Below are 24,584 nucleotides of genomic sequence, written 5' to 3' on the forward strand. Positions count from 1 at the left end.
GCGCTTTCGATATACATTCCAACGTTCCCGGCGCATCGCGCCGGGGCCATTAGGTGTGGCGAAAGCATTCAGCCCCCTTCGCGCCGGTCGCGAATCTCGCGTTCGCGCAGGGGGGTCTTGTCGATAGATCTGCCAATCTCACGCACGCTCCACGGGCTGGGTTTGCGCAATTTGACCACACCGTCCTTGTCGACGAACACCATCTGGAAACCACGCGGCCGCAGTTTGGTCCGGATCGGGGACCGGGCAGACGGGTCCGTGTCTGTTAGCACGATGACATCGCGGTCGCGCATGGCTGCTTCTTCTGCGACAAGCATATCGATCTGCTGCTGGAACCGCGGATCGGCAGGCGTGTCAGCAAAAACCACGATGGGGCGTTTGACCCACAAGAACTCGCTGAGTTCACTTTCACCCACCGGGCGGACAAAACTGTCATCAGACGGCGCGGTTCCGTCTGCCGCTAGGGCAGCCAGAGGGATTAGTGCCGAGAAAACAAAGGCAAGCGTGCGTGTCATGTGGCCTCCTGTTCTTTCGAATATAGCCCCTGTGCCCGCGATTGCGACCGGCGATTTGCGCCGGGTGACCACATTTTCGCGCTTGCACCTGAATGAACAGGCCAAGTGCAGGACTTTGGCGCGGACGCTTTCAGCGACCGCCATCCGTATTGACGAGAGGAAATCGAAATGACCGACACGAAGGACTGGAAAGCGCTTGCCGAGAAAGAGCTGCGCGGACGTCCGTTGGACGACCTGACCAAGGAAACGCTGGAAGGTATCGCGGTCAAACCGCTTTACACCCAGGAAGACACCGCCGATCTGCCTCATATGGGGTCTTTGCCGGGATTTGGACCGTTTACCCGTGGTGTCAAGGCCACGATGTATGCCGGGCGTCCGTGGACGATCCGCCAATATGCGGGTTTCTCAACCGCCGAGGAGTCGAACGCGTTTTACCGACGCAACTTGGCAGCAGGCCAGCAAGGCGTTTCGGTTGCCTTCGATCTGGCGACACATCGCGGCTATGACAGTGATCACCCGCGCGTTGTTGGCGATGTCGGTAAGGCAGGCGTTGCGATCGACAGTGTCGAGGATATGAAGATCCTGTTTGACGGCATCCCGCTGGACAAGGTCTCGGTCTCGATGACCATGAATGGCGCGGTTGTTCCGATCCTGGCAAGTTTCATCGTTGCGGGTGAAGAACAGGGTCACGACAAGTCTGTCCTTTCCGGCACCATTCAGAACGACATTCTGAAAGAATTCATGGTGCGCAACACCTATATCTACCCGCCTGAACCGTCGATGAAGATCATCTCGGACATCATCGAATACACGTCGAATGAGATGCCCAAGTTCAACTCGATCTCGATCTCGGGCTATCACATGCAAGAGGCCGGGGCGAACCTTGTTCAGGAACTGGCCTATACGCTGGCCGATGGGCGCGAATACGTCCGTGCCGCGACTGAGGCCGGAATGGACGTGGACAAGTTCGCGGGCCGTTTGTCGTTCTTCTTCGCCATCGGCATGAATTTCTTCATGGAGATCGCCAAACTGCGCGCCGCACGCACGCTCTGGCACCGGGTAATGACCGAGTTTGGGGCAAAGTCCGAACGTTCAAAGATGCTACGCACCCATTGCCAAACTTCCGGCGTTTCGCTTCAGGAACAAGACCCTTACAACAACGTCATCCGTACCGCCTATGAAGCGATGAGTGCAGTTCTGGGTGGCACCCAGTCGCTTCATACAAATGCTCTGGACGAGGCAATTGCGCTGCCCACCGATTTCTCGGCCCGCATCGCGCGAAACACGCAGCTTGTACTTCAGGAAGAAACCGGTGTGACTGATGTGGTCGATCCGCTGGCCGGTTCTTACTATGTCGAAAGCCTGACCAATGAACTGGTCGAAAAAGCCTGGGCCCTGATGCAAGAGGTCGAGGAAATGGGTGGCATGACCAAGGCCGTTGCCTCGGGTATGCCCAAGCTGCGCATCGAGGAAAGCGCAGCCCGCCGTCAGGCCATGATTGACCGGGGCGACGAAGTGATCGTCGGCGTCAACAAATACCGCAAGGAACAGGAAGACCCGATCGACATTCTGGATGTCGACAACGTCGCCGTTCGCGAGGCGCAGGTGGCGCGGCTGGAACGCATTCGCGCGACCCGTGATGAAGCCGCGTGCCAAGCCGCGCTGGACGCCCTGACCAAGACCGCCCAAGAGGGCGGAAACCTGCTGGCCGCTGCGGTCGAAGCCGCCCGCGCCCGTGCATCCGTAGGAGAGATCAGCATGGCAATGGAGAAAGAATTCGGCCGCCACCGCGCCGAGGTGAAAACCCTGGCCGGTGTCTATGGCGCTGCTTATGAGGGCGACGAAGGCTTTGCCGCGATCCAGAAATCCATCGAGGACTTTGCCGAGGCCGAGGGTCGCCGCCCCCGTCTGCTGGTGGTCAAGATGGGGCAGGACGGGCATGATCGCGGTGCCAAGGTTATCGCCACGGCCTTTGCTGATATCGGTTTTGATGTGGACGTTGGCCCGCTGTTCCAGACACCTGCCGAGGCCGCGCAGGACGCGGTGGACAATGACGTGCATGTGGTCGGCATTTCCTCGCAGGCGGCGGGGCATAAAACACTGGCACCGCAGCTGGTGGAAGAGCTGAAGAAAGCAGGGGCCGACGATATCATCGTGATCTGTGGCGGGGTGATCCCGCAGCAGGATTACCAGTTCCTATATGACCACGGGGTTAAAGCCATCTTTGGTCCGGGCACCAACATTCCCGAGGCCGCTCAGGACATTCTGCGCCTGATCCGCCAAGCACGGCCCTGACCCAAGGCAAGACTTTCAACGAAAGCTCTTGTGATCCCGCGCCAATGGCGAAAACATGCGACCGGATCCCTTCGGGGCCGGTCGTTTTTCGCAGGAGGGTGCGCATGTTACTCGATCATCTGGCCGTCGCGGGCGAAACGCTTGAAGAAGCGTCTGCGCATATCGAACAGGCGCTTGGCGTTGCGCTGCAACCCGGTGGGAAACACGAAAAATTCGGGACACATAACAGGCTGCTGGGTCTCAGGGATGGGCTCTATCTCGAAGCGATTGCCATCGATCCGCAGGCGCAACCTCCGGGCAGGCCGCGATGGTTCGATCTGGACAATTTTCAGGGCGGCCCGCGTTTGACGAACTGGATATGCCGGGTCGAGGATATCGAGGCCACGCTGTCGATCTTCCCAGATGGTACCGGACAGCCCATCGACCTGACCCGCGGCGCGTTGCAATGGCGCATGGCGGTTCCGCCAACGGGGCGCTTGCCGTTCGACAATCTGTTTCCCGCCCTTATCGAATGGAAAGGCGACCTGCACCCAGCAAACATGTTGCAGGACAGCGCGTGCCGGTTGCGACGCCTGGTTGTCTATCACCCCGACGCCCTGACACTGGCCCGTCAACTGGGTGAACTGGATCATGTGGTGTTCGACACCGGCCCCGCGGCTTTGCAGGCAGAGATCGAGACAGCTCATGGGCTTCGGGTGCTGGAATGAACATTCGCCCGGCCACAGCGTCAGATGCACCAGCCATTGCCCGGATCACCAATGCGATCATCCGGGACACTTTGGTCACTTTCACGACGGACGAGCGCAGCGCCGCCCAGATTGCCGAAGATATCAAGGCACGCGTGCCTGGTTATCTGGTTGCCGAGCACGACAGCCACGTTATCGGCTTTGCCACATATGGCCCTTTCCGAACCGGGCCCGGTTATGCGCAAACATGCGAACATACGATCCAGCTGTCACCGGATGCGTGGGGCAAAGGGGTGGGACGTGCGTTGATGTCAGAGCTGGAGGAAATCGCGCAATCCCAAGGCGTTCATGTTCTGGTCGCGGGCATATCCTCGGCCAATCCGGGGGCTGAGGCGTTTCATGCCGCACTTGGCTATTCGAAAGTCGGGGTGATGCCCGAAGTCGGCTTTAAGTTCGGCCAGCGGCTGGACCTTGTGCTGATGCAGAAAATTCTTGGTGCTGAATGACCTGTTGCACCTGACAGTCCCGAATTGTGACGCTAGGGTGCGGTCATGTCGATCTGGACCCGCATATCCGATGCGCTGAGCGCGCTTGCCCAAGGCGAAAGCCTGACCGCAGTTTTTGAAAAACTACGCTCGCCACCGGAGCGGTCCGTGGCCTTTACGATTGCGGTCATCGCACTGGGTGCCAAAATGGCCAAGGCAGACGGTCAGGTGACCCGTGATGAGGTCACCGCCTTTCGCGACGTGTTTCAGATTGCGCGCGAAGATGAGGAAGGTGCAGCCCGAGTCTTCAACATGGCCCGTACGGACGTGGCGGGATATCAGGACTACGCGCGCAAGATCGCACGCATGTTCTCGGAAGACAGCACAACCCTGTGTGACTTGATGGAGGGGCTTTTTCACATTGCGATGGCGGACGGTTTCTATCATCCGAACGAAAACGCATTTCTCGAAGATGTCAGCCAGATCTTCGGACAAACCGACGCGCAGTTCAAAGCACTGCGGGCGCGTTTTGTCCCCGATGCGCCAAACGATCCTTATACGGTACTGGGCGTTCCGCATGACATGCCGCTGCCCGATATTCGCAAGGTCTGGCGGCAGCTGGTTCGGGAAACGCACCCCGACGCCATGATGGCCCGGGGTGTCCCCGAAGAGGCGATCCGGCTGGCCGAAAAAAAGATGATCGACATCAATCGTGCCTGGGATGAAATCAACGGCGCGCGGGCCTGATCAGATGCGGCTGGCGACTTATAATATCGAATGGTTCGCCAATCTGTTTGACCAGAAAGACAGGCTGATCGTCGATGACAGCTGGTCTGGCAGGCACGACGTCACCAAAGCGCAGCAGGTCGAAGCGATTGCCAAGGTGCTGACCGCAATTGACGCTGATGCGATTGTAATCGTCGAGGCGCCCAACACCGGCAGACGCCAGAACACGGTTCGGGCCCTGCAAACCTTTGCCGAAGCGTTCGACTTGCGCACGTCTGATGCGGTGATGGGCTATGCAAACGACACACATCAGGAACTGGCATTGCTCTATGACAGAACGGTGCTGAGTGTTCGCCATGACCCCAAGGGAGATATTGCAGATACGGCAGCCCCCCGGTTCGATGGCGTGTTCAAAATCGACCTCGATATTGATGCGACCGAGGACGTCGTGCGGTTCTCCAAACCGCCGATGGAACTGGCGGTGACGACGCAAGCCGGGCACAACATCCGCCTGATCGGGGCACATCTGAAATCCAAGGCACCGCACGGTGCCGAATCGCGGGACGAGGCGATCCGGATCTCGATTGCCAATCGCCGCAAGCAGCTGGCGCAAGCGATCTGGCTTGCACGGCGCGTCGAATGGCATGTTGCGCAAAAACAGCCTGTCATTTTGCTGGGCGATCTGAACGATGGCCCCGGGCTGGATGAGTTTGAACACCTCTTTGGCCGCTCGTCGGTCGAGGTGTTGCTGCAAGCCGGATTGTTCGATCCGAACGCCGTCACAGCCTACAGGTTTCGGCCCGGCCCGGTGCCTGCCACTGCGCGCTTTGCCCGTCCTGAGGAAGGCAAATTTCTGGACGCTTTGCTGGATTACATAATGATTACCGCGGACCTGCAAGCATATCGCCCGTCCTGGCGTATCTGGCACCCGTTTCAGGATGCCGCCTGTTGGACTGAACAGGAATTGCGGCAGGCGCTTTTGACGGCCTCTGATCATTTTCCGGTCACGCTGGATATTGAACTGTGACCTTTCCAGCCCGCCACACGGGCCTTATATGTCAGGTATGACACGCATTTTGCTGATCGGTACGATCTCAATGTTCCTTGCCGCGCCTGCGATGGCGCAGGAAGACAATGAAAAATCCCTGATGGAGCAGGGGGCCGAACTGTTTTTCGAAGGTCTGCGCAAGGAAATGGAACCGGCATTGGAAAACTTGCTGGGTCTGGCGGAAGAGCTTGGCCCGGCAATGCAGTCATTCTTGCAGCAGATGGGCCCGGCACTTGCCGAACTGGCGGCTGAGGTCAAGGACTGGAGTGTTTATGAACCACCCGAGATCCTGCCCAATGGCGATATCATTATCCGCAGAAAACCGCCCCAAGAGCCTTCTCAGCCCGAAAAGCAAGATATCGAGGTGCCCGAAGGACCCACGGATATCTGACCCGCTCAAGAGTCAGCCTTTGACAATCACGCGAGTCTGAGATTTCAGCGCCGCTGCCAAAGCGTTCAGCCGGGCTTCAGCCACTTCGCTAAACAGGGGGGCAGCGGTTTCGGGCAGATACAGTTCCAGCTCTCGCTTCTTGGGGAAAAACTTGAGCTGCCCCATATTGGCATCGTTGTGCATCCACAGCATCGCGCCAAAGCGCATGGCCTTGCCCAGAATCTCGGCCTGTTTCTGGCTATTTTCGTCCAGCAACTCGTAAAGCCGAGAGAACCGGTTGCCTTCCCGCTTGTTGCGATAGCGGTGTTGCAGTGCCAATCCGATGAAGATACGCTCGGAGTGCTTCAAGCCACCAAGATTGGCGCGCGTGACGTTGTCGAAACACACCTCGGCTCGATAATCGGGATGCGCGCGCCAGCTTACATCATGCAGCAGGCAGGCCGCTTTGATCAGGCGCACCCTGCTGGGCGGTGCGGATCTGAACAGCGGGATGACAAAATCATAGAGATTGCTGCCAAATCCGGGCAGGCGGGCGTCCTTTGCTTCCGAGAACCGGCTGGCTTCGATCAGCGGGTCGCGGTCGCGCACTTCCTGCGGCATCTGCTCATACAACAAGCCCTCGCGGATACCATAGCTTGAGATGGCGATATCCTTGGGTTTGAACGTGCGGATCAGCCGCGCCAGAACATCCATCGCATAAGGGATAAGCGCCATGCGCGAGCTGGACACGCCCGCCTGAGCACGCAGCTTTTCGCTATCGTGTTTTTCGATGTATTTGATCGTCTCGCGCACCTGCTTGGTGGTCATGCGGTATTCATGCAGCACGTTCAGCGGATAGCCCCGCCGCAGCATGTCCAGCCGCGCAAAGGCACGCCAGCTGCCGCCGACCAGAAATAAACGGTCCCGCTGCTGACCCATCTGATTGCGCAGATCCTCCATCGTTTCCTTGATATGCGCTTTTCGCGCACGTCGCCCGCCTTTGATGTCACGCAGTTTCAACGGCCCAAGCGGCGAGGTCACGCGGCGGCCGACCTGACCACCGCCGATTTCGGCCAATTCCATCGACGACCCGCCGATATCGCAGATCAGTCCATAAGCTCCGGGCCACCCCAACAAGACACCCTGCGCCGACAGGCGGGCTTCTTCGTCACCGTCAATGATGGCCACCTGCAAACCGGTTTCAGCCTGCACCTGATCGCAGAACTCGGGCCCATCCGAGGCTTCGCGCACAGCAGCGGTGGCCACAACATGCAAACCGGGCAAATCCAGATCCATTGCCAGGTGCTGGAACCGTCGTAGGGCCGACAAGGCGCGGTCGCGGCCACGCGGGTTCAGTCGTCCGGTTTCGGACAGGCCTGCCCCCAGTTCGCACATGACCTTTTCATTGTAGAAATAGGCCGGTGATCGCGCCGCCCCGTCGAAAATGACCATCCGGACCGAGTTCGACCCGACATCGACAACCCCGACGCGGGATAGTGCCCGTGCATCCGGTTTGTCAAACAGGGGCTTTCCGATTGTTCCCCAGTCCGGGATATCGGTTTCGACGGTCTGATCCATGTGCCTTCCAGATTGTCCTGTTTGAGGATGCGAAATTGACGTCAGTGGGTCAATCATTGGTCTCGACCTCATCCGGAGCCGTGTTCAGTACGCGAATGGCCAGCGCGCGTGTAATGTCGCGTTTTTCCGCCAGGGCCAGTTGGTCCAGTTGGGATACAACGTCGGCTGCGCTTTCAAACCGCCGGTCCATATGCTTGACAAGATAGGCGATGACATCGGGGCCGGGGTTGAGCTGCCTGTCGACAAACAGCTTGGCAAGAACCGCGCCCAGCAATGCGTCGTCGGGCGGATCCAGTGCGACGTGATGGGCACCTTCGACCCGGCTTTGCAGGTCGGCCAGCGGCAACTCCCAGAATTTCGGTGCAAGACGGCCGGTCATCAGCAAGGGGTGCCCCTCGGCCAGAACAAGGTTATGCAGGTGGAACAGCGTTTTTTGCTGCTCGAGATCACCGGCTATCAAAGGCACGTCTTCGACCGCGATCGGCATACGCGCCAGGTCTGGCACATCGTCATATCGCAGGTCTCTGGCCTGAAGGATACGCCCGCCGGTTTCAGCGGCCCAGACATGGGCCAGATGGGTTTTGCCCGCGCCAGCAGGCCCACTCAGTACCAGCTTGTTGCCAGGCCAGGACGTGGCCGAGATCATTGCCACCGCCAGCGCATTGGCCGGTGACACAAAGAAATCCTCTCGCCCGAGCGCAGTTTTGGCGGGCAGATCAAAGCTGAGTTGTCGGGCCATTTACTCGGTTTCCTGATCCAGACCTTTAAGACCAGTGTACAATCTGCTGTCGAGGTATAGCGATGTGGCAAAGCGGGCCAGCACGCCCAATGCTGCGGCGACCGGGACAGCGATCAGCATGCCGACGAAGCCGAACAGCGCGCCAAAGACCGACAGGGCCAGCAGTAACCAGACCGGGTGCAGCCCGACAGAGCTGCCGACCAGCTTGGGTGTCAGGAAATTGCCCTCGGTGACTTGTCCAATGGCAAAGATACCCGCGATCAGCCCGATATGAGCCCAGTCGCCCCAGAACTGAAACAGCGCAAGCCCGATTGCCAGCGAGCCACCGATAAGGGCGCCCAGATAGGGAATGAACGTGACCAAGCCCGCGATAAAGCCCACAATCAGACCGAATTGCAGGCCAGCAAGCATCAGTGCGACCGCGTAATAGCTGCCAAGGATCAAGCAGACCGTTCCCATGCCGCGCACGAACGAGGCCAGAACCGCGTCGATCTCTCCGGCAAGCCGCCTAATGATGGGTGCATGGTCACGTGGCAGCAGCTCTCCGATGCGGGCGGTCATGCGATCCCAGTCCAACAGCAAGTAGACGGCCACGACCGGGACAATGACCAACAGAACAACGATGTTGATCGCGGAGCCCAGCGAGGTCAGCAGCGTCTGCATAACGTCGCCGGTCTTGGATTTCAGCGTTTCGCCAAAGGACACCAGCATCGCGTGCGTGCTCGAGTCCCGGTCAAGCAATGACGGGAACTGTTTTTCTATGAAACTGCGCAACTGTTTGAACAGATCGGGCAGTACATCGACAAGATCCAGCAACTGGGTGATCAGCGCAGGGACTACCATCAGAATTGCCAGTACAAACCCCAGAACACCGACGACCGTGATGACTGCCGTGGCGGCCATACGCGACAGGCCCAGCCGCTCCAGCCGGTCAGCGACCGGATCAAGGAAATAGGCAATGGCCCCGCCGATGACAAAAGGCAACAAGACATCGCCAAGGGCCCACATGATCAACGCGAAAACCGCAGCGGCGATGCTCCAGTATCTCAGCTGATCCTTAACCGGCAAAGCCATGGCGATCCCCTTGTTCAGGCCCTTGCAGGTGTTCTTGGCGCATCAAAGCCCATGATGCAAGCGGTTCATAGCGCTTGCGTTTGCAGGGGTCAGCCGCGCAAGGTTCCCAATTCAGGCGTGTCTTTGGTGGCGGTCTCATCGGGCCAGTTGGTGCGCCAAATCTCGGCCGACCAGTGCCCGCAATGAACCGCCGGGCGGTCAAAGCCGGGCAGGGGTGGCAGCAAAGGCGCGACGACGACGTCGTGACGGGGCACCGCGAAATAGGGAAAAGAATACCGTTCCTGACCCGATCGGTTCACAACCCGATGGGGCGTGGATTTCAACCGCCCGCCCGACCACAGTTCAAGCATGTCGCCGATATTCACCACGAAACCACCGGGCGGGCAGTCGGGCGTGATCCAGCCGCCGCTGCGGGTCTGCACCTCAAGCCCGCCCACCGGATCGGGGGCAATGATGGTCAAGGCGTCGGTATCCTTGTGCGGATGGATACCATAGCCTGCCTCATCCTCGGCCTGTGGCGGGTAATGCAGCAGGGTCATGTTGGTCATCGGGGCCCGGAATGCACTGCGCAGCGCGTCGGCTTTCAGATCCAGTCCCGCCTCTAACGCGCCCAGCAACAGATCGGTGACGCGATCCAGTTGCCGCCAGTAACCCAGAATGACCTCTTTCGCACCGGGTACACCGTCGGGCCAGATGTTTGGCCCGTATAACGCGCAATCCTCACGCACCGGGTCGTCTGCTGCGACCTCGTGATGCAGTTTGTACCCCTCGTACTTGTCGGCCTTGCCCGAGCCATCATTGGGTGTGAAAAACCCCATGGGTATATAGCCGCGATAGTTGGCGCGGGTGATGGCCTGATCCCATTTTTGTGCGTCATCGACGGCAAAAATCTGTCGGGTGATCTGGCGTACCTGATCCACGGTCTGCCGGGATACGCCTGTCCCGGTGATCGACAAGAAGCCGATCCCCTGACAGGCCGCAAGGATGTCTCGGACCGTCGCGTCATAGGCTGCGGTTCCCGGGGCAGTCAAAGGCGCAATATCAATCGTTGGGATACTGTCCATCAGTGAATCCTCACCCCCTGGCGTTGCAGTTCAGCTCGAACCGGTGCCAGATTCAGCTGGTCCAGCTCCTGATTGCTTTTCAATGATACCGCTGCGGCGATTCCCGCGCCCTGACCCATGACCGCGCAACAGGCCATGTTGCGCGTGGCGGCATGCGCCACCCGGTCCGCGCCATGTGACCGTCCTGCAACCAGCAGGCCTTTGATGCCCTTGGGCAGCATCGACCGATAGGGGATTTGCATATACCGCCCCGTAGTTGGCAGGATCAGAATGCCATAGCCGTCGATGAACTCGGGATAGATGCCGATCGTATCCTCGAACCGGCCCTGATGGCGGGCATCGTTTTCGGTCATGTTGTAGACCGCGTCGATCTTGCGGGTGTCGCGGATGCCGATGGTCATACCGAAATTCCGCAAACGTGCGTTTTCGCAACCGGGCATGAACCGTCGCAGCGCCTCGATGGCCAGCATGGTCTGGCGGCGACCTTCAATCTCGCCGCGCGTCAGGCTGTCGGGATCGGTGCCGTCAACCTCGGCCAGATGGATGAGGTTCATGTATGTCAGCTCGCCCGTGTCATGCATCGCGCCCCAGGTGCCGGCGATGGTGTTCAGATGCGGCGGGATCAGCCCCTGATCGATTGCTTGCTGGAACGGTTTGTGTACGAAGGGTGAGAACATGTCGTCCTCTTTACCCGAGGTCTCAATGTTCCACTCTCCGCCGCCGCCCCAATCCTTGTAGGTCTGCGGGTCAGCTTTTACACCTTCCATAAAGGCCCGCTTGTCGACGCCCGCCAGGTGAAACATGACCGAGGCCGCCATCATGTCCTCGCGCGGAGTTTTGTGGGTCGGCGCACCCGCGCGATGGGCCACATCCGCGTCGCCGGTGGCATCGATGACGACCTTGGCCAAAATCGCTTCGCGCCCGGCCTTGGATTCTGTGATGACACCGGTGATCCGGTCGCCTTCCAGGATCGGGGACACGAATTGCCGATGCAACATCGGATGCACGCCCGCTTCTTCGACCAGCTTGTCGGCCACCAGTTTGAAGCCTTCGCTGTCCAGCTCATAGCTCAGGGACTGGCTTTCCGGAACGGCGGCTCCCATCTCCTTGGCGCGGGTTTCAAACTCCATCCCGATGCCGCCTGCCTCGACGGTTTGCTCGTGCCGGTACCAGGCAAATCCTTCGACGCCGACGGCAGTGATATTGCCGCCCATGCAGCCGAAACGATCAACCAAAGATACCTCGGCCCCCGCACGTGCCGCTGCAAGCGCTGCGGCCAACCCGGCGGGGCCGGAACCGACGACCAGAACATCGGTTTGATGAATGACGGGGATTTGGCGTGCGGGTTCCTGAATGGTCTGCATCGGCGCCTCATGGAATTTGCGTTTCCGCTACCATGGCAGTCCCGATTGGCGGGTCAATCAAAAAACCGACTGCCGCAAGGTCGGAAAACACCAATGCGCGATTGCCCCCGGCAGGGCTTTGGCATAATCACCTGTCCAGTCGAATTCTTACCTTTGAAGGTCCGTCCATGCGCCTGAGCCGTTACTTTCTGCCCGTTCTCAAGGAAACCCCGTCCGAGGCTCAGATCGTCAGCCACCGGCTGATGCTGCGTGCAGGGATGATCAAGCAGGCCTCTGCCGGGATATATTCCTGGTTGCCGCTGGGCTTCAAAGTGCTGCGCAAGCTGGAAAACATCGTCCACGAAGAACAGGCGCGGGCCGGTCACATCGCGATTCAGATGCCTATAATCCAGTCGGCGGATCTGTGGCGTGAATCCGGGCGCTATGATGACTACGGTCAAGAGATGCTGCGGATGAAGGACCGTCATGACCGCGACATGCTGTTCACGCCTACGGCCGAAGAACTGGTGACAGATATCTTCCGCGGCCACGTGAACAGCTACAAAGACCTGCCGCTGACGCTCTACCAGATCCAGTGGAAGTTCCGCGATGAAATCCGCCCGCGTTTTGGCGTGATGCGGGGGCGCGAGTTCTATATGAAGGACGGATACAACTTCGACCTGACCAAGGAAGATGCGCTGCACGCCTATAACCGCCATCTGGTCAGCTATCTGCGCACTTATGAACGGATGGGACTTCAGGCGATTCCGATGCGCGCCGATTCAGGCCCCATTGGTGGCGATGACACGCATGAGTTTCTGGTTCTGGCCGATACCGGTGAATCCGAGGTTTTCTATGACAGCGCCGTCACCGACCTGACCTTTGGCGATCGTGAAATCGATTATGACAACCGCGAACAGTGTCAGGCCATTCTGGAAGAGTTCACTTCGAAATACGCCCGCACTGATGAAACCCATGACGAGGCGCTGTTCAACCAGATCCCCGAAGAACGCCGCCGCGTGGCTCGCGGCATTGAGGTGGGCCAAATCTTCTACTTTGGCACCAAATACTCCGATCCCTTGGGCGCAACTGTCCAAGGCCCGGATGGCAAACCGGTTCCGGTTCACATGGGCAGCCATGGTATCGGTGTCAGCCGCCTTGTAGGAGCCATCATCGAGGCCAGCCATGACGATAAAGGCATCATCTGGCCCGAGGGCGTGACCCCGTTCCATTGCGGTATCGTCAACCTCAAGCAGGGCGATGACGAAGCCGATGCAGCTTGTGACAAGATCTACACGGCGCTGACGGCTTTGGGTCTGGAACCGCTCTATGACGACCGCAATGAACGTGCTGGCGGCAAATTCGCCACGATGGACCTGATCGGTTTGCCCTGGCGCATCACGGTTGGCCCGCGTGGTCTGAAGAATGGTGTGGTTGAACTGACCTGTCGCCGCACTGGCGAAAACGAGGAACTGAGCCCCGAGGCGGCCGTTACCAAAGTTGCTGAGATTTACCAGCGGATCGCATAAGCGACCATCAGTTGCTGCTGCGAGGTGGTGTTGAAACTCACCCTGTGATCTGGATGGGGTGCCGGAGGCTCAGACCTGGCGGCCCTTCCCAAGTTACCTGAATACCGACCGCGTCAGTCGGTCGGTTCTCAGTTTTGATCCGACGTCGGGCGCTCGGCCAGGACGTCTCCGTTGGCTCCGTCACCTGTCGCCACAACAATCGGACGGCCAAGGCGGCTGATCAGTTCGCGAAACTCGATATCCAGAAAGCGCAATCCGCAAATCCGCGCATCAGTTGCCCGATCCGTGATACACAAACGGCCTTGCCGGAAAACCAGACGATATCCTTTGTCTTTCAGGATGTCTGCCAAATTGCCCCAGCTTGCCGCGGTGACAAAGATTGGCCGAATGGCCGCGCGCAGCAAGGCTGCGGTTTCACAATCTAATTCTGTTGAAGCCTGACGGGTCGAAATTGCACCCGCACCATTGGTTGAAATTTGTAAATTCATTGAGCGACCCCCGCTCTTTAAATGTGTTCCCCCATGGTCAGGGTGGCAAAGTTTCTGAAAATAATCAAAAAGAGTAATAAAATTTCGCACTTATTGTTGCCTTTACGATTCAGTGGCTCACGATGCGCGATGATTAACGTCATACCTGAAACAATCACCTTCTGTCTGTGATGCGCTTCACAACTCATGGTGTAGCGCCCGAATTGAAAGACACCTGTTTTGCACATGTATTTTGGTCATGTCCCGAAACGATTCGGCTCATTCAGGCTGAGGAACCGGTTCAGGGTGACAACCGGCTTGACCATTGGGCGAAATGCCGAAAGGGTCGCCGCAAACAAGAAAACCCGGAGCAGGCATGGCCAAGACACCCCCGCCCTTTGCCCCTTTTGAATGGAAAATCGCCTGGCGATATCTGCGCGCGCGCAGGGCCGAAGGCGGCGTCAGCGTGATGACATGGATCTCACTGATCGGGATCACGCTTGCCGTGTTCGCGCTGATTGCAACGCTGGCCGTCCGTTCGGGTTTTCGGTCTGAATTCGTCGGCACCATTCTGGGCGCCAATGCGCATGTGACAGTCTATTCCTCGGGTGAATTTGACGCGCAGGGCCGGGTGGATCGGACAATTGCCGACTACAACGAACGCACTGACCGCATTGCGCTGGTGCCCGGTGTTGAACGTGCCGCACCGCTGGTGAAGGGGCAGGTGCTGATCACCAACCGCGACAGCAGCAGCGGGGTCGAGGTGTTTGGCATCCGACCAGACGATCTGTTCGACCTGCCGGGTATCGCGCAGGCGGACCAGGCGGCGGGGGACCTGTCGGACTTCCAGACAGGTGAGGATGTCATCGCCATTGGATCGGGTGTGGCCCGCAGTATTGGGGTCACTGTCGGGGATGTGGTCAAACTGACCTCGCCCAACGGGGTCAAAACCGCCTTTGGCACGTCGCCGCGCGTGAATGCCTATCGCGTTGTCTATGTGTTTTCGGCCGGTCGCTATGACATTGACCGCACCCGCGTCTACATGCCGTTTTCGCAGGCGCAGGGCTTTTTCAACCGTGAAGGGGTGGCGGATGAGATCGAAGTGATGGTGGACAAGCCCGAAGATCTTGGCCCGATCCTGATTCCCATTCTTGAGGCGTCGGGCGAGCGCAGTCAGATCTGGACATGGCAGGACGCATCCGGCGGCTTCCTGCGCGCGCTCGAGGTTGAGGATAATGTGATGTTCATCATCCTGTCGATCCTCGTTCTGATTGCTGCGATGAACATCGTTTCGGGCCTGATCATGCTGGTCAAGAACAAGGGGCGCGATATCGGTATCTTGCGCACGATCGGCCTGAGCGAAGGATCGGTTCTGCGTGTCTTTTTCATCTGCGGTGCGTTCACCGGCCTGATCGGCACTGCAATGGGGGTCATCCTGGGATGCCTCTTTGCAATCTACATTGATCCGATCTTCTCATTCGTGAACTACGTGATGGGCGGTGGCGTGTGGGATCCGTCGATCCGCGGCATCTACGCTCTGCCGGCCGAACTGCATCTGAGCGATGTGCTCAAGGCGACGTGCCTGTCGCTTGGCCTGTCTTTCATCGTCACCTATTTCCCCGCCCGCCGCGCGGCGCGGCTGAACCCGGTCGAGGCGCTGCGCTATGAATGAAGTCACCTTGCGTCTGAACGGTCTGACCAAGACCTACCTCAAAGGCACACCGGGCGAGGTGCAGGTTCTGCGTGGGGTCGACCTCGAACTGCGCGCAGGTGAAGCTGTGGCCATGGTTGCGCCGTCAGGGGCAGGCAAATCGACGCTTCTGCACATTGCCGGTCTGCTGGATCGGCCTGACGACGGAACCGTCGAAATCGGAGGGCAGAATGTGAACGGCAAGGGCGACCGAACCAGAACGGCGTTGCGTCGGCAGGATATCGGGTTCGTATACCAATTCCATCACCTGCTGCCCGAGTTTACGGCACTGGAAAACATCACATTGCCGCAACTGGCCAATGGCGCGTCCGAAAAAGCTGCTCAGGCACGGGCATTGGATTTGCTGGACCGTGTGGGCGTCGCCCCGCGCGCCAGTCACCGCCCTGCGGCGCTGTCGGGCGGGGAACAGCAACGCGTGGCCTTTTGCCGGGCGCTTGCCAACGCGCCGCGTGTTTTGCTGGCGGACGAACCGACAGGCAATCTGGACCCTGATACTTCGGATCAGGTGTTCGATGCCCTGATGACACTGGTGCGGGACGAGGGATTGTCGGCGTTGATCGCAACCCACAACCTCGAACTGGCGGCGCGCATGGACCGCATGGTCCGGCTTGAGGGCGGCGTGCTCAGGCCAGTTGAGTGATCGCAACACCGATGGCCATGACGGCGATACCACCCGCCCGCATCAGGGTGAGGGGTGCCACCTGCGCGCCGAACAGGCCGAAGTGATCGATTGCCGCCGCACTGATCAATTGCCCCAACAGAACAAAGAACACGGCGTTTCCAACGCCGAAATGTGGGGCGACATGGGTGATCGACAACACATAGAATGCAATCAGGATGCCAGCGAACAACAGGTGTTTCGGGGCCTGCGCAACCTTGGACAAGGCTGCAAAACCGGGAAACAACAGCATGGTCAGCACCGAGGCGGCCAGGGCAATTGCAAACAGCACCACAGCTGCCGTTGTCGGTGATCCGATGACCTTGCCAAGGGCCGCGTTAAGAGCGGCCAGTATCGGAATTCCAAATCCGGCGGCCAGCATGATGGCTGCGTATTGTGTCATTGCCCGAACCCTCTGCACCTATTTCGTTGATCTGGATCATTGCGTCCATATGCCTGTCGGGCAACCCTGCAAATGTCAATCGTGACAGGAGGATACGATGTTCAAGGCAACGATCGGTATGCTGGTTCTCGGGGTTTCGGCTGCTGCCGCACAAGCTGCTTGGGCGCAGGATGCCGCGACCGGAGAGGAACTCTATTTGCATTACTGCGCGACCTGTCACGGGATTGACGCAACCGGGCAGGGGCCGATGGCCAGCGTGCTGGTTGTTCAGCCGTCCGATCTGACCGCATTGTCCGGCGAAAGCGGGGTGTTCCCGACCGCCCGCGTTGTCGCCCGCATCGACGGTAGGGACCCGCTGGTCAGCCATGGCAGCCCGATGCCGGTCTATGGCCCTTATTTCGACGGGCAGGACACATCCATGAAAACACCGGAAGGTCAGCCGATCCTGACCAGCCAGCCGATCGTTGATCTGGTGGCATATCTGGAAACCGTGCAGCGCGCACGGAACTAACTGCAAATCCCTTCGATCCTGGCTTCGCTCCATGGGATCAGGACCGGGCGCTCGCGCCCTTGTTCCGGCAGGGGCGACAGATCAAAATGGGTGCCCAGCATGTCGTGCAGTCTTTTGGTACGCTTGGCCTGGGGGGCCAATGCGCGACAGCACACGTATTCCTCGACGATCGCGCCCTGCTGTTCGAACCCGTAGGTCAGAAAATCCGGAGAGGTTTCGAGGTCGAACAGATACGGATCCCTCCGGCCTCCATGTTCCGCCGCAGCGCGCAGGGGGTGGTAACCCGTGGTCCGGCGATTCTGCCATTGCCAGACATGCGTCAGCTCATGGGCCAAAAGCATCGCGGCCAGCAGGTTCATCTGATCCGGAAATTCCGACATATAGTCCTCCAGATACCAGTCGCGGGCAAAGTAGACTTTGTTGAACAGGGCCACGGCGGCAGGTTTGCCCGTCACCGGCCCGGGGTCCACCGGGGGCAGAATGCGCTCGCGGCAGGCCAGTCGCGGGCGTTCTTCGCGGAAATACGTCACGTTGGTAACCGGGGCACCTTCGACCAGACGGATGTGATCCAGTTCCAGGGTTTCCCCTTGAATGGTTTCCGCAAAATCGCGCTCCTGCTCAGTCAACTCACGACCGCAGGCGGCCAGCAACAAAAGTGAAGCAATGAATACACGCAGAACCATAAGTTGAATCTTATTCCGCTGCGGGTATTCCGCAAACCGTTTTCACAGACTCATGGCCAGAACCCGGCTGATTTCCGTAAGTGATCGCCCGGACTGACCCATCCATGTATTAAAGGCGTTCTGAACCGCCTCCATCGCTTTCTTCGAGGTGGCAGGCTTGTCGATCACACCTTCAGCAATCAGCCGGGCGGTGACATCCTGAGACAGAATGAAACTGTCCCGCCCGGCAAACCGCATTGCGTACTGCGCCGAAGCGCCGCCCAGTCGGGCCCCGCGTTTTGCCAGCATTGCCAGAAGGTTGACGTAGTCATCAGATGGCCAGCCGCCTAACACTTTACCCGCGCCGCCTTCCTCACGCAGTTCAAGCAAGAATGCAGCGTTATCCCGTACAGCCGCGATCTTGGTTCCATTCCTTACGATGCGCGTATCCTGCAAAAGGGTGTCAAACTTCTCATCATCCATGAACGCGCATCGCCCCACGTCGAACCCGTTAAAGGCTGATTCGAACCCGTCCCATTTGTTTTCGATGACTTTCCAGTTGAAGCCAGCCTGAAAGATGCATTTCGTGATGACCGACAGCCAGCGATCCTCGGGCATCGCTGCCAGTTCCGCAGGGGTTTTCGGTTTGCTCAGTTTTGCGCCCAGTGCTTCTGGACCGCCGTGGCGCGCGGCTGCGATTTCAAAGATTTCGTCAAACGTTCGCATCTGTCTAACCTTGATGTTGCCCGACTATAAATGTTTATCTTTTGTTCTTGTTTGGCAATGAAAAATCTGACCGTGTCCAGATTTGAGGCAGCCCAACGAATAACCGGATTCGCAGAAAAATGCGGATTTTCGAAAGAAGTTCTCGACAAAAGGTGGCAAAATGTTTTCTGATTGACTCGTCAGTCAACGTCCCGTCTTAGCGAAATGGAACAAGGCAAGCCGGGTTGGATGCGTAAAGGGAGCCGGGAGGGGGGAACAATCTGGCAGAAAGATCTTTTCCACAATTTGGAAACGGATCACTGTTCTTTTCCAGCCAAATTTGTGCATGCTGCGGCATGGCATTGTCATCAGACAGAAAGACCGGCGGGAAAATCCTTGCCGGGATGGGCAAAACAAATATGACAGGGAGTTAAGTCCATGAAAAAACTAAGTGTAAGCCTAATGGCTCTGAGCGTTGCAGGCGCAGCGCAGGCGGCGGATATGGGTGCCGTGGATGAACCGATCAAATTGGCGATCAACGAATGGACCGGCCAGCATGTCACCACGCATGTGGCGGGAGAGATGCTCAAGGCTGCCGGGTACAACGTCGAATATGTGACCGCGGGCATGATGAACCAGTTCCAGGCGCTGGCCGATGGCGACATCGACGCGACACTGGAAATCTGGTCTTCCAACGTTTCCGATGAATACGCCAAGAAAATCGGTGAAGGCACTGTGGTTGAAATCGGTGATCTGGGTCTGGATGCCAAGGAAGGCATCGCATACCCGGCGCATGTGGCCGATCTGTGCCCGGGCCTGCCCGCATGGGAAGCGCTGAAAGATTGCGCTCAGGTCTTTGCGACGGCGGAAACTCTGCCCGGTGGTCGTCTGGTCGACTACCCGGCCGATTGGGGTACTCCGGGCGCCGATCGCATGACCGGTCTGGAATTGCCGTTCAAAGCCGTACCAGCAGGGTCCGAAGGGGCGCTGATCGCGGAATTGCGCGCCTCGACCGAACGCAAATCGCCGCTGCTGATCACTTTCTGGCAGCCGCATTGGGCGATGTCGGCCTATGACGTTCAGTTCGTCGAACTGCCCGCCGGTGAAGAGGCGTGCTTCAGTGATCCGGCCTGGGGCCCGAACCCGAATGCTGTCAATGACTGCGACTTCTCGCCCTCGCGCATCTTCAAGGCCGGCTGGAGCGGTATGGAGGAGAAATGGCCAGCAGCCTTTGAAATCCTGACCAACTATCAGCTGGCGGTTGAAGACCAGCAACCGATGATGGGCGCGATCGACGTTGACGGTGGAAAGGTCGAAGAAGTTGTCGCCGCATGGATGGCCGAAAACGAAGGCAAGTGGCGTCCGGTTGTTGACGCGGCAACCCAGTGAGCCCGCGTAAGTGACGGACACGACCATGCCAGCCATCGCCTGCCGGAATCTCTGGCAGGTGTTTGGCCCCGGCGCTGACAAAGCCCTGACCGACGCGCTGTCTCGGTCAGGGAATGACGCCGACAAGGCTGCCGCCGCCCTTCGGGAACAGGGGCTGATCCCCGCTGTTCAGGATGCCAATTTCGAGGTTCAGGAGGGCGAGCTTTTTGTCATCATGGGTCTGTCGGGCTCGGGCAAATCCACGCTGATCCGCTGCATCTCGCAGCTGCTGCCCGGTACGGGCGGCGAGATTCGGGTGGATGGCGAAAACGTCATCGGAGCCTCGAAGAAGGCCCTGACCGAGTTGCGCCGCAAAAAACTGGGCATGGTGTTCCAGCATTTCGGCCTGTTCCCGCATATGACCGTTTCTGAAAACGTGGCCTATCCGCTGCGCGTGCAGGGTGTGGGCAAGAAGGAACGGCTGGCGCGCGCGCAGGAGGTGATCTCCCTGGTCGGTCTGGAAGGGCGCGAAGACAGCTTTCCGCGCCAGCTTTCAGGTGGCCAGCGTCAGCGTGTGGGCATTGCCCGCAGCCTCGCTGTAAATCCCGATATCTGGTTTCTGGATGAACCGTTCTCGGCCCTCGACCCATTGATCCGCCGCCAGTTGCAGGATGAATTCCTGCGTATTCAGGCGACGCTGAAGAAATCCATCGTCTTCATCACCCATGACATTCAAGAGGCGCTGAAGCTGGCCGACCGCATCGCCATCATGCGCGACGGCAAGATTGTTCAGATCGGAACGCCCACTGATATCGTGTTGCGCCCGGTGGATGATTACGTGCGCGAATTCTCGAAGGATGTCGCCAAAGGTCAGCACGCCAAGGTCGCCTCGGTCATGCGGAGCGAGGCGGAATGTGGCCCCGATGATCCCGGCCTCACCACCTCGATGACGCTGGACGCAGCCCTTGCGCATTGCATGGAGCTGTATGAACCCGTGCCCGTGCGGGATGAGGCGGGCAATGTCGTTGGCACGGTGCATCCGTCCGATCTGGCCGCAGCTCTTCAGGTGGACGAGACATGACCGCCATAACCGACCTCCCGACACGGCGCAGTGCGCAGTTGACGGCAGGTGCGAAGGCCGCCCTGATAACTGTTATCGTCGGTGCAGTTTGCCTTGCGCTCGAGGGTATCGCCCCGTGGCTGGTCAAGTGGCCCGCCGCGTGGGAACTGCCTGCAACCCAATGGGTTGGCGCGTTTCTGGACTGGTTTCTGAACCTGATCAAACCGGCAATGCGGCTGTTTTCGGACCTGATGACCCACCCAATGAACTGGGCGAATTTCGTGCTGGGCAAAACGCCATGGCCCATTCTGATCGGGATCGTGACCGCGTTGGGCTGGTATCTGGGCGGCTTGTCCATGGCCGCACTTGGCTTTCTGGGCCTCAGCTTTGTTTTGGCCTCGGGCTATTGGGCCGAAAGCATGAATACGCTGGCGCTTGTCGCCGTGTCTGTCCCTGTGGCGCTGGTCATTGGGGGCGGCATCGGCATCCTCGCCAACGAAGTGCCAAAGGTGAAATCCTTTGTGCAGGCCGTGCTGGACATCATGCAGACGGTGCCAACCTTTGCCTATCTGACACCGCTGCTGCTGCTGTTTGGATTTGGTCCTGTTGTTGGTCTGATTGCTTCGGCCATCTATGCCGCACCGCCAATGGCGCGCAATGTCATGCTGGGATTGGAACGGGTAGAGCCCGAAATCAAAGAGGCGGCCATCATGTCTGGCGGCACTCGGTTCCAGCAGCTGTTCCAGGTCGAAATCCCTGCCGCCACCACTCAGATTATGGTCGGTGTGAACCAATGTCTGATGGCCGCATTGTCGATGGTTATCATCGCCGCCGTCATCGGTGGGTTCAACGATATCGGCTGGGAGGTTCTGCTGACCATGCGCAAGGCGCAGTTCGGCGAATCGCTGATGGCGGGTCTGGTTATCGTGGTCTTTGCCGTGGTGATCGACCGGATGAGCGGTACTTTGGCGACCGAGCGTAAACGCTATGACAGCCGCGTTGTCTGGGCGATGCTGGGTTTTGCTGTTGTCTTCACCGCCGCCTTCTGGGCGTGGTTGCCAAATCCTGCGGAATTGACCCTGCTGGACCCGATGGCCGAGGTCGTGGACAGCGGCCTGACCGCGTTCACGCAGGCCAACGGCCAGTGGCTGGACGCCCTCAAGAACAACTCATTGTTCTATGTACTGCTACCGCTTCGGATCGGGTTGGATCAGGCGGTGCTGCCCTTCACATGGGGTTTCCAGTGGACGTCGAGCATGAGCTATGGCCTGTTCGCGGCCGGTGCCGGAATTGCGCTTTTGATGGCGTGGCGCGGGCGGCTGACTGGCGGGCTGGTCGTTCTGATCTTGATCGGAATGCTGGAAACCGGCATCGCGAACCTGCCGTGGCCCTTTGTCCTGACCGGCGCTGCCGCGCTGGGCTGGGTCGCCGGGGGCTGGCGTCTGGCCGCGCTCTGCGTGGGGCTGCTCTGCACCATCCTCGTCTCGGGCCTGTGGGAAAGGGCGCTGCTGTCGCTCTATCTTAGTGGTGCAGCGGTGTTTACCTGCGCTTTGGCAGGGGGGCTGATCGGTCTTGCCAGCGCGGTATGGCAGCCTGTGTGGAACGTGGTTCGCCCGATCTGCGACATGTTGCAGACGATCCCCCTGTTCGTGTTCCTGATCCCGGTGCTGATGGTGTTCCAGATTGGTGAGTTCTCGGCCTTTCTGGCGATCTGTGCCTATGCGATTGTCCCGATGATCCGCTACACGCGGCACGGGCTGGTCAATACACCGGATGAGATGATGGAGGCCGCAATTTCAAGCGGTGCGACCGAGTGGCAGATCATGCGCGATGTGCGGGCGCCTTATGCGGCCCCGACCATCCTTCTGGGGCTGAACCAGACCATCCTTTACGCCTTCGCCATGCTGGTCATCGCGGCACTGATCGGGACCACCGGTCTGGGCCAGTCGATCTATCTGGCGCTGGGTCAGGCGGATGTAGGATTGGGCATATCTGCCGGGGCCGCGATGGCGATTCTGGCACTGATCGCAGACCGCATCGTGCAGGGCTTTGCCGAAGAACGCCGCGCGGCGCTTGGGCTGTAATACAGGGCAGGGACGGTGCGTCCGCCCCTGTGACCCAACTTGATTTCGGGCAAGGAAGTCGCTGTCCTCCCAGTCTAGACCGACCCCAACACGTTTGGAGAATATCATGACCGGTTGGGGCCTTTTTCTTGCAGCACTCATCGTTTTCCTGCTCAGCCATGCAATTCCTGTACGGCCCACCGTGCGGGGTTGGCTGATCGGCACGCTCGGCCGCCGGGGGTATTTCGCGGCCTATTCACTTCTGTCTTTGGCCGTGCTGGCCTGGCTGATTGTTGCCGCTGCAAACGCCCCCTATGTCGAGGTCATTCCGCCGTTCGCAGTCTTGCGCTGGTTGCCGATACTGATCATGCCCGTGGTGTGCTGGCTGGCTGTGACCGGGCTTGCGATCCAGAACCCGTTTTCTTTCGGAGGGATGGGCAACAGGTCCTTTGACCCCGAACACCCCGGTATTCTGCGCACCACCCGCCACCCGATCCTTGCCGCGCTGCTGTTGTGGTCCTTGGCGCATCTTCTGACCAATGGAAGCCTGTCACATGTGATTCTGTTCGGCCTGTTTGCCGGATTTTCTGTTATGGGCATGGACCTGATCGACAGGCGTAAATCGCGTGAGATGGGCTTTGAATGGGTCCGGTTGTCCCGAAATACGTCGCGGTTCTCACTCCGCTCACCGCGACCCTGGCCACGCCCCTGGGTCTGGCTGACCGCACTGGCCGCTTATGCGGTTCTTCTTCACCTGCACGCACCTGTGATTGGTCTGTCGCCGCTTCCTTGACTGGGGGAGTGGTCGGGCAGCGCCTTGCGTGCTATTTGAAACGTCACAATCGAATTACAAGAGGTCCAAGATGCATCTGGCCTATGTCACCACCACCGACCGCGGCGCGACGGATCGCCTGCTCAGTGCTGTTGCTGAACGTCTGCTGGCGTCCGGCGCGAAACTGGCCGGTGTCGTGCAAACAAACACGGAATGCGCCGACAGCAGCAAATGCGATATGGACGTGCGCGTGCTGCCTAATGGCGAAACCATCCGTATCTCGCAATCACTGGGCACCCAGTCCCGCGGCTGCCGTCTGGACCCCGCAGCGCTGGAACAGGCGGTTGGGTATGTGACCGCCTCGCTTGCGAACGCGCCGGACCTGCTGATTATCAACAAATTCGGTAAACATGAGTCTGATGGGCGGGGGTTCCGCCCGGTGATCGGCGAAGCGCTGGCGCTGGAAATTCCGGTGCTGGTCGGCGTGAACGGGCTGAACGCCGAAAAGTTCAACGCCTTCGCCGAAGGCGCGGCCGAGGAGTTGCCTGCGGACTTGGACGAAATCGTGCGTTGGTTCAACCGCATAGCTCAGATGCGCCCGGCTGCGGAATAGGTGGGCAATCGACCGGCGTGTTGATCTGAACGTCATGACATGCGGTGGCGAAGACCACGCGGAACCCTTCGTCCACGATCCAGTCGTGTTAGCCCCGGGTTAAGATCTGTAAAACTGATCAGGTCTGTCGCATCTGAGA

25 protein-coding genes are annotated in these 24,584 nt (G+C 59.1%); 15 read left to right on the plus strand and 10 right to left on the minus strand.

From position 1 onward, the window contains the following. Positions 1-68 precede the first annotated feature (68 nt). On the minus strand, positions 69-515 hold the full coding sequence (locus tag AC2FLU_RS15385; RefSeq protein WP_480475841.1) for a DUF4174 domain-containing protein: 447 nt from the start codon (positions 513-515) through the stop codon (positions 69-71). Positions 516-683: 168 nt separating this feature from the next. On the opposite strand from AC2FLU_RS15385, the gene scpA reads away from it, so the two are divergent. From scpA to AC2FLU_RS15415, 6 genes are all read left to right on the plus strand, one after another. After that, entirely contained in the window at positions 684-2,810 is a 2,127-nt protein-coding gene (gene scpA / locus AC2FLU_RS15390; protein WP_480554051.1) for a methylmalonyl-CoA mutase, read from the plus strand. A 104-nt stretch (positions 2,811-2,914) separates the two neighbouring features. Beyond that, a complete protein-coding gene (locus tag AC2FLU_RS15395; protein WP_480493769.1) occupies positions 2,915-3,517 on the plus strand; it encodes a VOC family protein in 603 nt (200 codons plus the stop codon). Beyond that, positions 3,514-4,002, plus strand: coding sequence for a GNAT family N-acetyltransferase (locus AC2FLU_RS15400; protein WP_480516224.1), 489 nt, complete (start codon positions 3,514-3,516; stop codon positions 4,000-4,002). Before AC2FLU_RS15395 ends, AC2FLU_RS15400 begins: the two co-directional genes overlap by 4 nt. Positions 4,003-4,047: 45 nt before the next feature. Beyond that, positions 4,048-4,728, plus strand: a complete 681-nt coding sequence (locus AC2FLU_RS15405; protein ID WP_209597848.1) for a molecular chaperone DjiA — start codon at positions 4,048-4,050, stop codon at positions 4,726-4,728. Positions 4,729-4,732: 4 nt separating this feature from the next. Further along, positions 4,733-5,734: an endonuclease/exonuclease/phosphatase family protein gene (locus AC2FLU_RS15410; RefSeq protein ID WP_480554142.1), complete on the plus strand. Its 1,002-nt coding sequence runs from the start codon at positions 4,733-4,735 to the stop codon at positions 5,732-5,734. 37 nt (positions 5,735-5,771) lie between these two features. Further along, complete coding sequence (locus AC2FLU_RS15415; RefSeq protein ID WP_480554053.1) at positions 5,772-6,146, plus strand: hypothetical protein; 375 nt, start codon at positions 5,772-5,774, stop codon at positions 6,144-6,146. A gap of 12 nt (positions 6,147-6,158) precedes the next feature. Here the strand turns inward: AC2FLU_RS15415 and AC2FLU_RS15420 are convergent, their stop codons facing one another. From AC2FLU_RS15420 to AC2FLU_RS15440, 5 genes are all read right to left on the minus strand, one after another. Continuing rightward, positions 6,159-7,703, minus strand: coding sequence for a Ppx/GppA family phosphatase (locus AC2FLU_RS15420; RefSeq protein WP_496812039.1), 1,545 nt, complete (start codon positions 7,701-7,703; stop codon positions 6,159-6,161). A gap of 49 nt (positions 7,704-7,752) precedes the next feature. Further along, positions 7,753-8,442 (minus strand): HdaA/DnaA family protein, encoded by a 690-nt coding sequence (locus AC2FLU_RS15425; RefSeq protein ID WP_209504575.1) that lies wholly within the window; start codon positions 8,440-8,442, stop codon positions 7,753-7,755. Further along, entirely contained in the window at positions 8,443-9,516 is a 1,074-nt protein-coding gene (locus AC2FLU_RS15430; protein ID WP_496812040.1) for an AI-2E family transporter, read from the minus strand. It abuts the gene before it with no gap. Positions 9,517-9,605: 89 nt separating this feature from the next. Then, the gene (locus AC2FLU_RS15435; RefSeq protein WP_496812041.1) at positions 9,606-10,580 is read right to left on the minus strand and encodes an isopenicillin N synthase family dioxygenase; all 975 of its coding nucleotides are present in this window, start codon (positions 10,578-10,580) and stop codon (positions 9,606-9,608) included. Then, on the minus strand, positions 10,580-11,944 hold the full coding sequence (locus AC2FLU_RS15440) for an FAD-dependent oxidoreductase (RefSeq protein WP_480622227.1): 1,365 nt from the start codon (positions 11,942-11,944) through the stop codon (positions 10,580-10,582). Before AC2FLU_RS15440 ends, AC2FLU_RS15435 begins: the two co-directional genes overlap by 1 nt. A gap of 167 nt (positions 11,945-12,111) precedes the next feature. Here AC2FLU_RS15440 and proS point away from each other — a divergent pair, with 167 nt between their 5' ends. Next, on the plus strand, positions 12,112-13,452 hold the full coding sequence (proS, locus tag AC2FLU_RS15445) for a proline--tRNA ligase (protein WP_480622228.1): 1,341 nt from the start codon (positions 12,112-12,114) through the stop codon (positions 13,450-13,452). Between the two features lie 128 nt (positions 13,453-13,580). Here the strand turns inward: proS and AC2FLU_RS15450 are convergent, their stop codons facing one another. Then, positions 13,581-13,940 carry a hypothetical protein gene (locus AC2FLU_RS15450; RefSeq protein ID WP_480475861.1) on the minus strand — a complete coding sequence of 120 codons (360 nt, stop codon included), beginning with the start codon at positions 13,938-13,940 and terminating at the stop codon, positions 13,581-13,583. 355 nt (positions 13,941-14,295) lie between these two features. Between AC2FLU_RS15450 and AC2FLU_RS15455 the strand changes: the two genes are divergently transcribed. After that, positions 14,296-15,591 carry a lipoprotein-releasing ABC transporter permease subunit gene (locus AC2FLU_RS15455; protein ID WP_480475863.1) on the plus strand — a complete coding sequence of 432 codons (1,296 nt, stop codon included), beginning with the start codon at positions 14,296-14,298 and terminating at the stop codon, positions 15,589-15,591. Then, a complete protein-coding gene (locus AC2FLU_RS15460; RefSeq protein ID WP_480516242.1) occupies positions 15,584-16,270 on the plus strand; it encodes an ABC transporter ATP-binding protein in 687 nt (228 codons plus the stop codon). The genes AC2FLU_RS15455 and AC2FLU_RS15460 overlap by 8 nt, the downstream gene beginning before the upstream one ends. On the opposite strand, the gene AC2FLU_RS15465 is transcribed toward AC2FLU_RS15460, so the two are convergent. After that, positions 16,254-16,691, minus strand: a complete 438-nt coding sequence (locus AC2FLU_RS15465; RefSeq protein WP_267366019.1) for a DMT family transporter — start codon at positions 16,689-16,691, stop codon at positions 16,254-16,256. The genes AC2FLU_RS15460 and AC2FLU_RS15465 overlap by 17 nt on opposite strands. Before the next feature lie 97 nt (positions 16,692-16,788). On the opposite strand from AC2FLU_RS15465, the gene AC2FLU_RS15470 reads away from it, so the two are divergent. Then, positions 16,789-17,202, plus strand: a complete 414-nt coding sequence (locus tag AC2FLU_RS15470; RefSeq protein ID WP_480475867.1) for a c-type cytochrome — start codon at positions 16,789-16,791, stop codon at positions 17,200-17,202. On the opposite strand, the gene AC2FLU_RS15475 is transcribed toward AC2FLU_RS15470, so the two are convergent. Continuing rightward, a complete protein-coding gene (locus AC2FLU_RS15475) occupies positions 17,199-17,885 on the minus strand; it encodes a hypothetical protein (protein WP_480554060.1) in 687 nt (228 codons plus the stop codon). The two genes, AC2FLU_RS15470 and AC2FLU_RS15475, sit on opposite strands and share 4 nt — an antisense overlap. 42 nt (positions 17,886-17,927) lie before the next feature. Next, on the minus strand, positions 17,928-18,590 hold the full coding sequence (locus AC2FLU_RS15480) for a DNA-3-methyladenine glycosylase I (protein ID WP_480622233.1): 663 nt from the start codon (positions 18,588-18,590) through the stop codon (positions 17,928-17,930). 417 nt (positions 18,591-19,007) lie between these two features. Between AC2FLU_RS15480 and AC2FLU_RS15485 the strand changes: the two genes are divergently transcribed. The 5 genes from AC2FLU_RS15485 (at position 19,008) to AC2FLU_RS15505 (ending at position 24,445) form a co-directional block, all read left to right on the plus strand. Beyond that, entirely contained in the window at positions 19,008-19,958 is a 951-nt protein-coding gene (locus AC2FLU_RS15485) for an ABC transporter substrate-binding protein (protein ID WP_209504562.1), read from the plus strand. Positions 19,959-19,968: 10 nt separating this feature from the next. Continuing rightward, positions 19,969-21,018, plus strand: coding sequence for a quaternary amine ABC transporter ATP-binding protein (locus AC2FLU_RS15490; protein WP_480475875.1), 1,050 nt, complete (start codon positions 19,969-19,971; stop codon positions 21,016-21,018). Further along, positions 21,015-23,081, plus strand: a complete 2,067-nt coding sequence (locus tag AC2FLU_RS15495; RefSeq protein WP_480554062.1) for an ABC transporter permease — start codon at positions 21,015-21,017, stop codon at positions 23,079-23,081. The genes AC2FLU_RS15490 and AC2FLU_RS15495 overlap by 4 nt, the downstream gene beginning before the upstream one ends. Before the next feature lie 106 nt (positions 23,082-23,187). Next, on the plus strand, positions 23,188-23,853 hold the full coding sequence (locus tag AC2FLU_RS15500; RefSeq protein WP_480554063.1) for an NnrU family protein: 666 nt from the start codon (positions 23,188-23,190) through the stop codon (positions 23,851-23,853). Positions 23,854-23,923: 70 nt separating this feature from the next. After that, a complete protein-coding gene (locus AC2FLU_RS15505) occupies positions 23,924-24,445 on the plus strand; it encodes a DUF2478 domain-containing protein (protein ID WP_480493779.1) in 522 nt (173 codons plus the stop codon). Positions 24,446-24,584: the final 139 nt, after the last annotated feature.

It is taken from the genome of Ruegeria sp. SAZD013, from assembly GCF_059612525.1.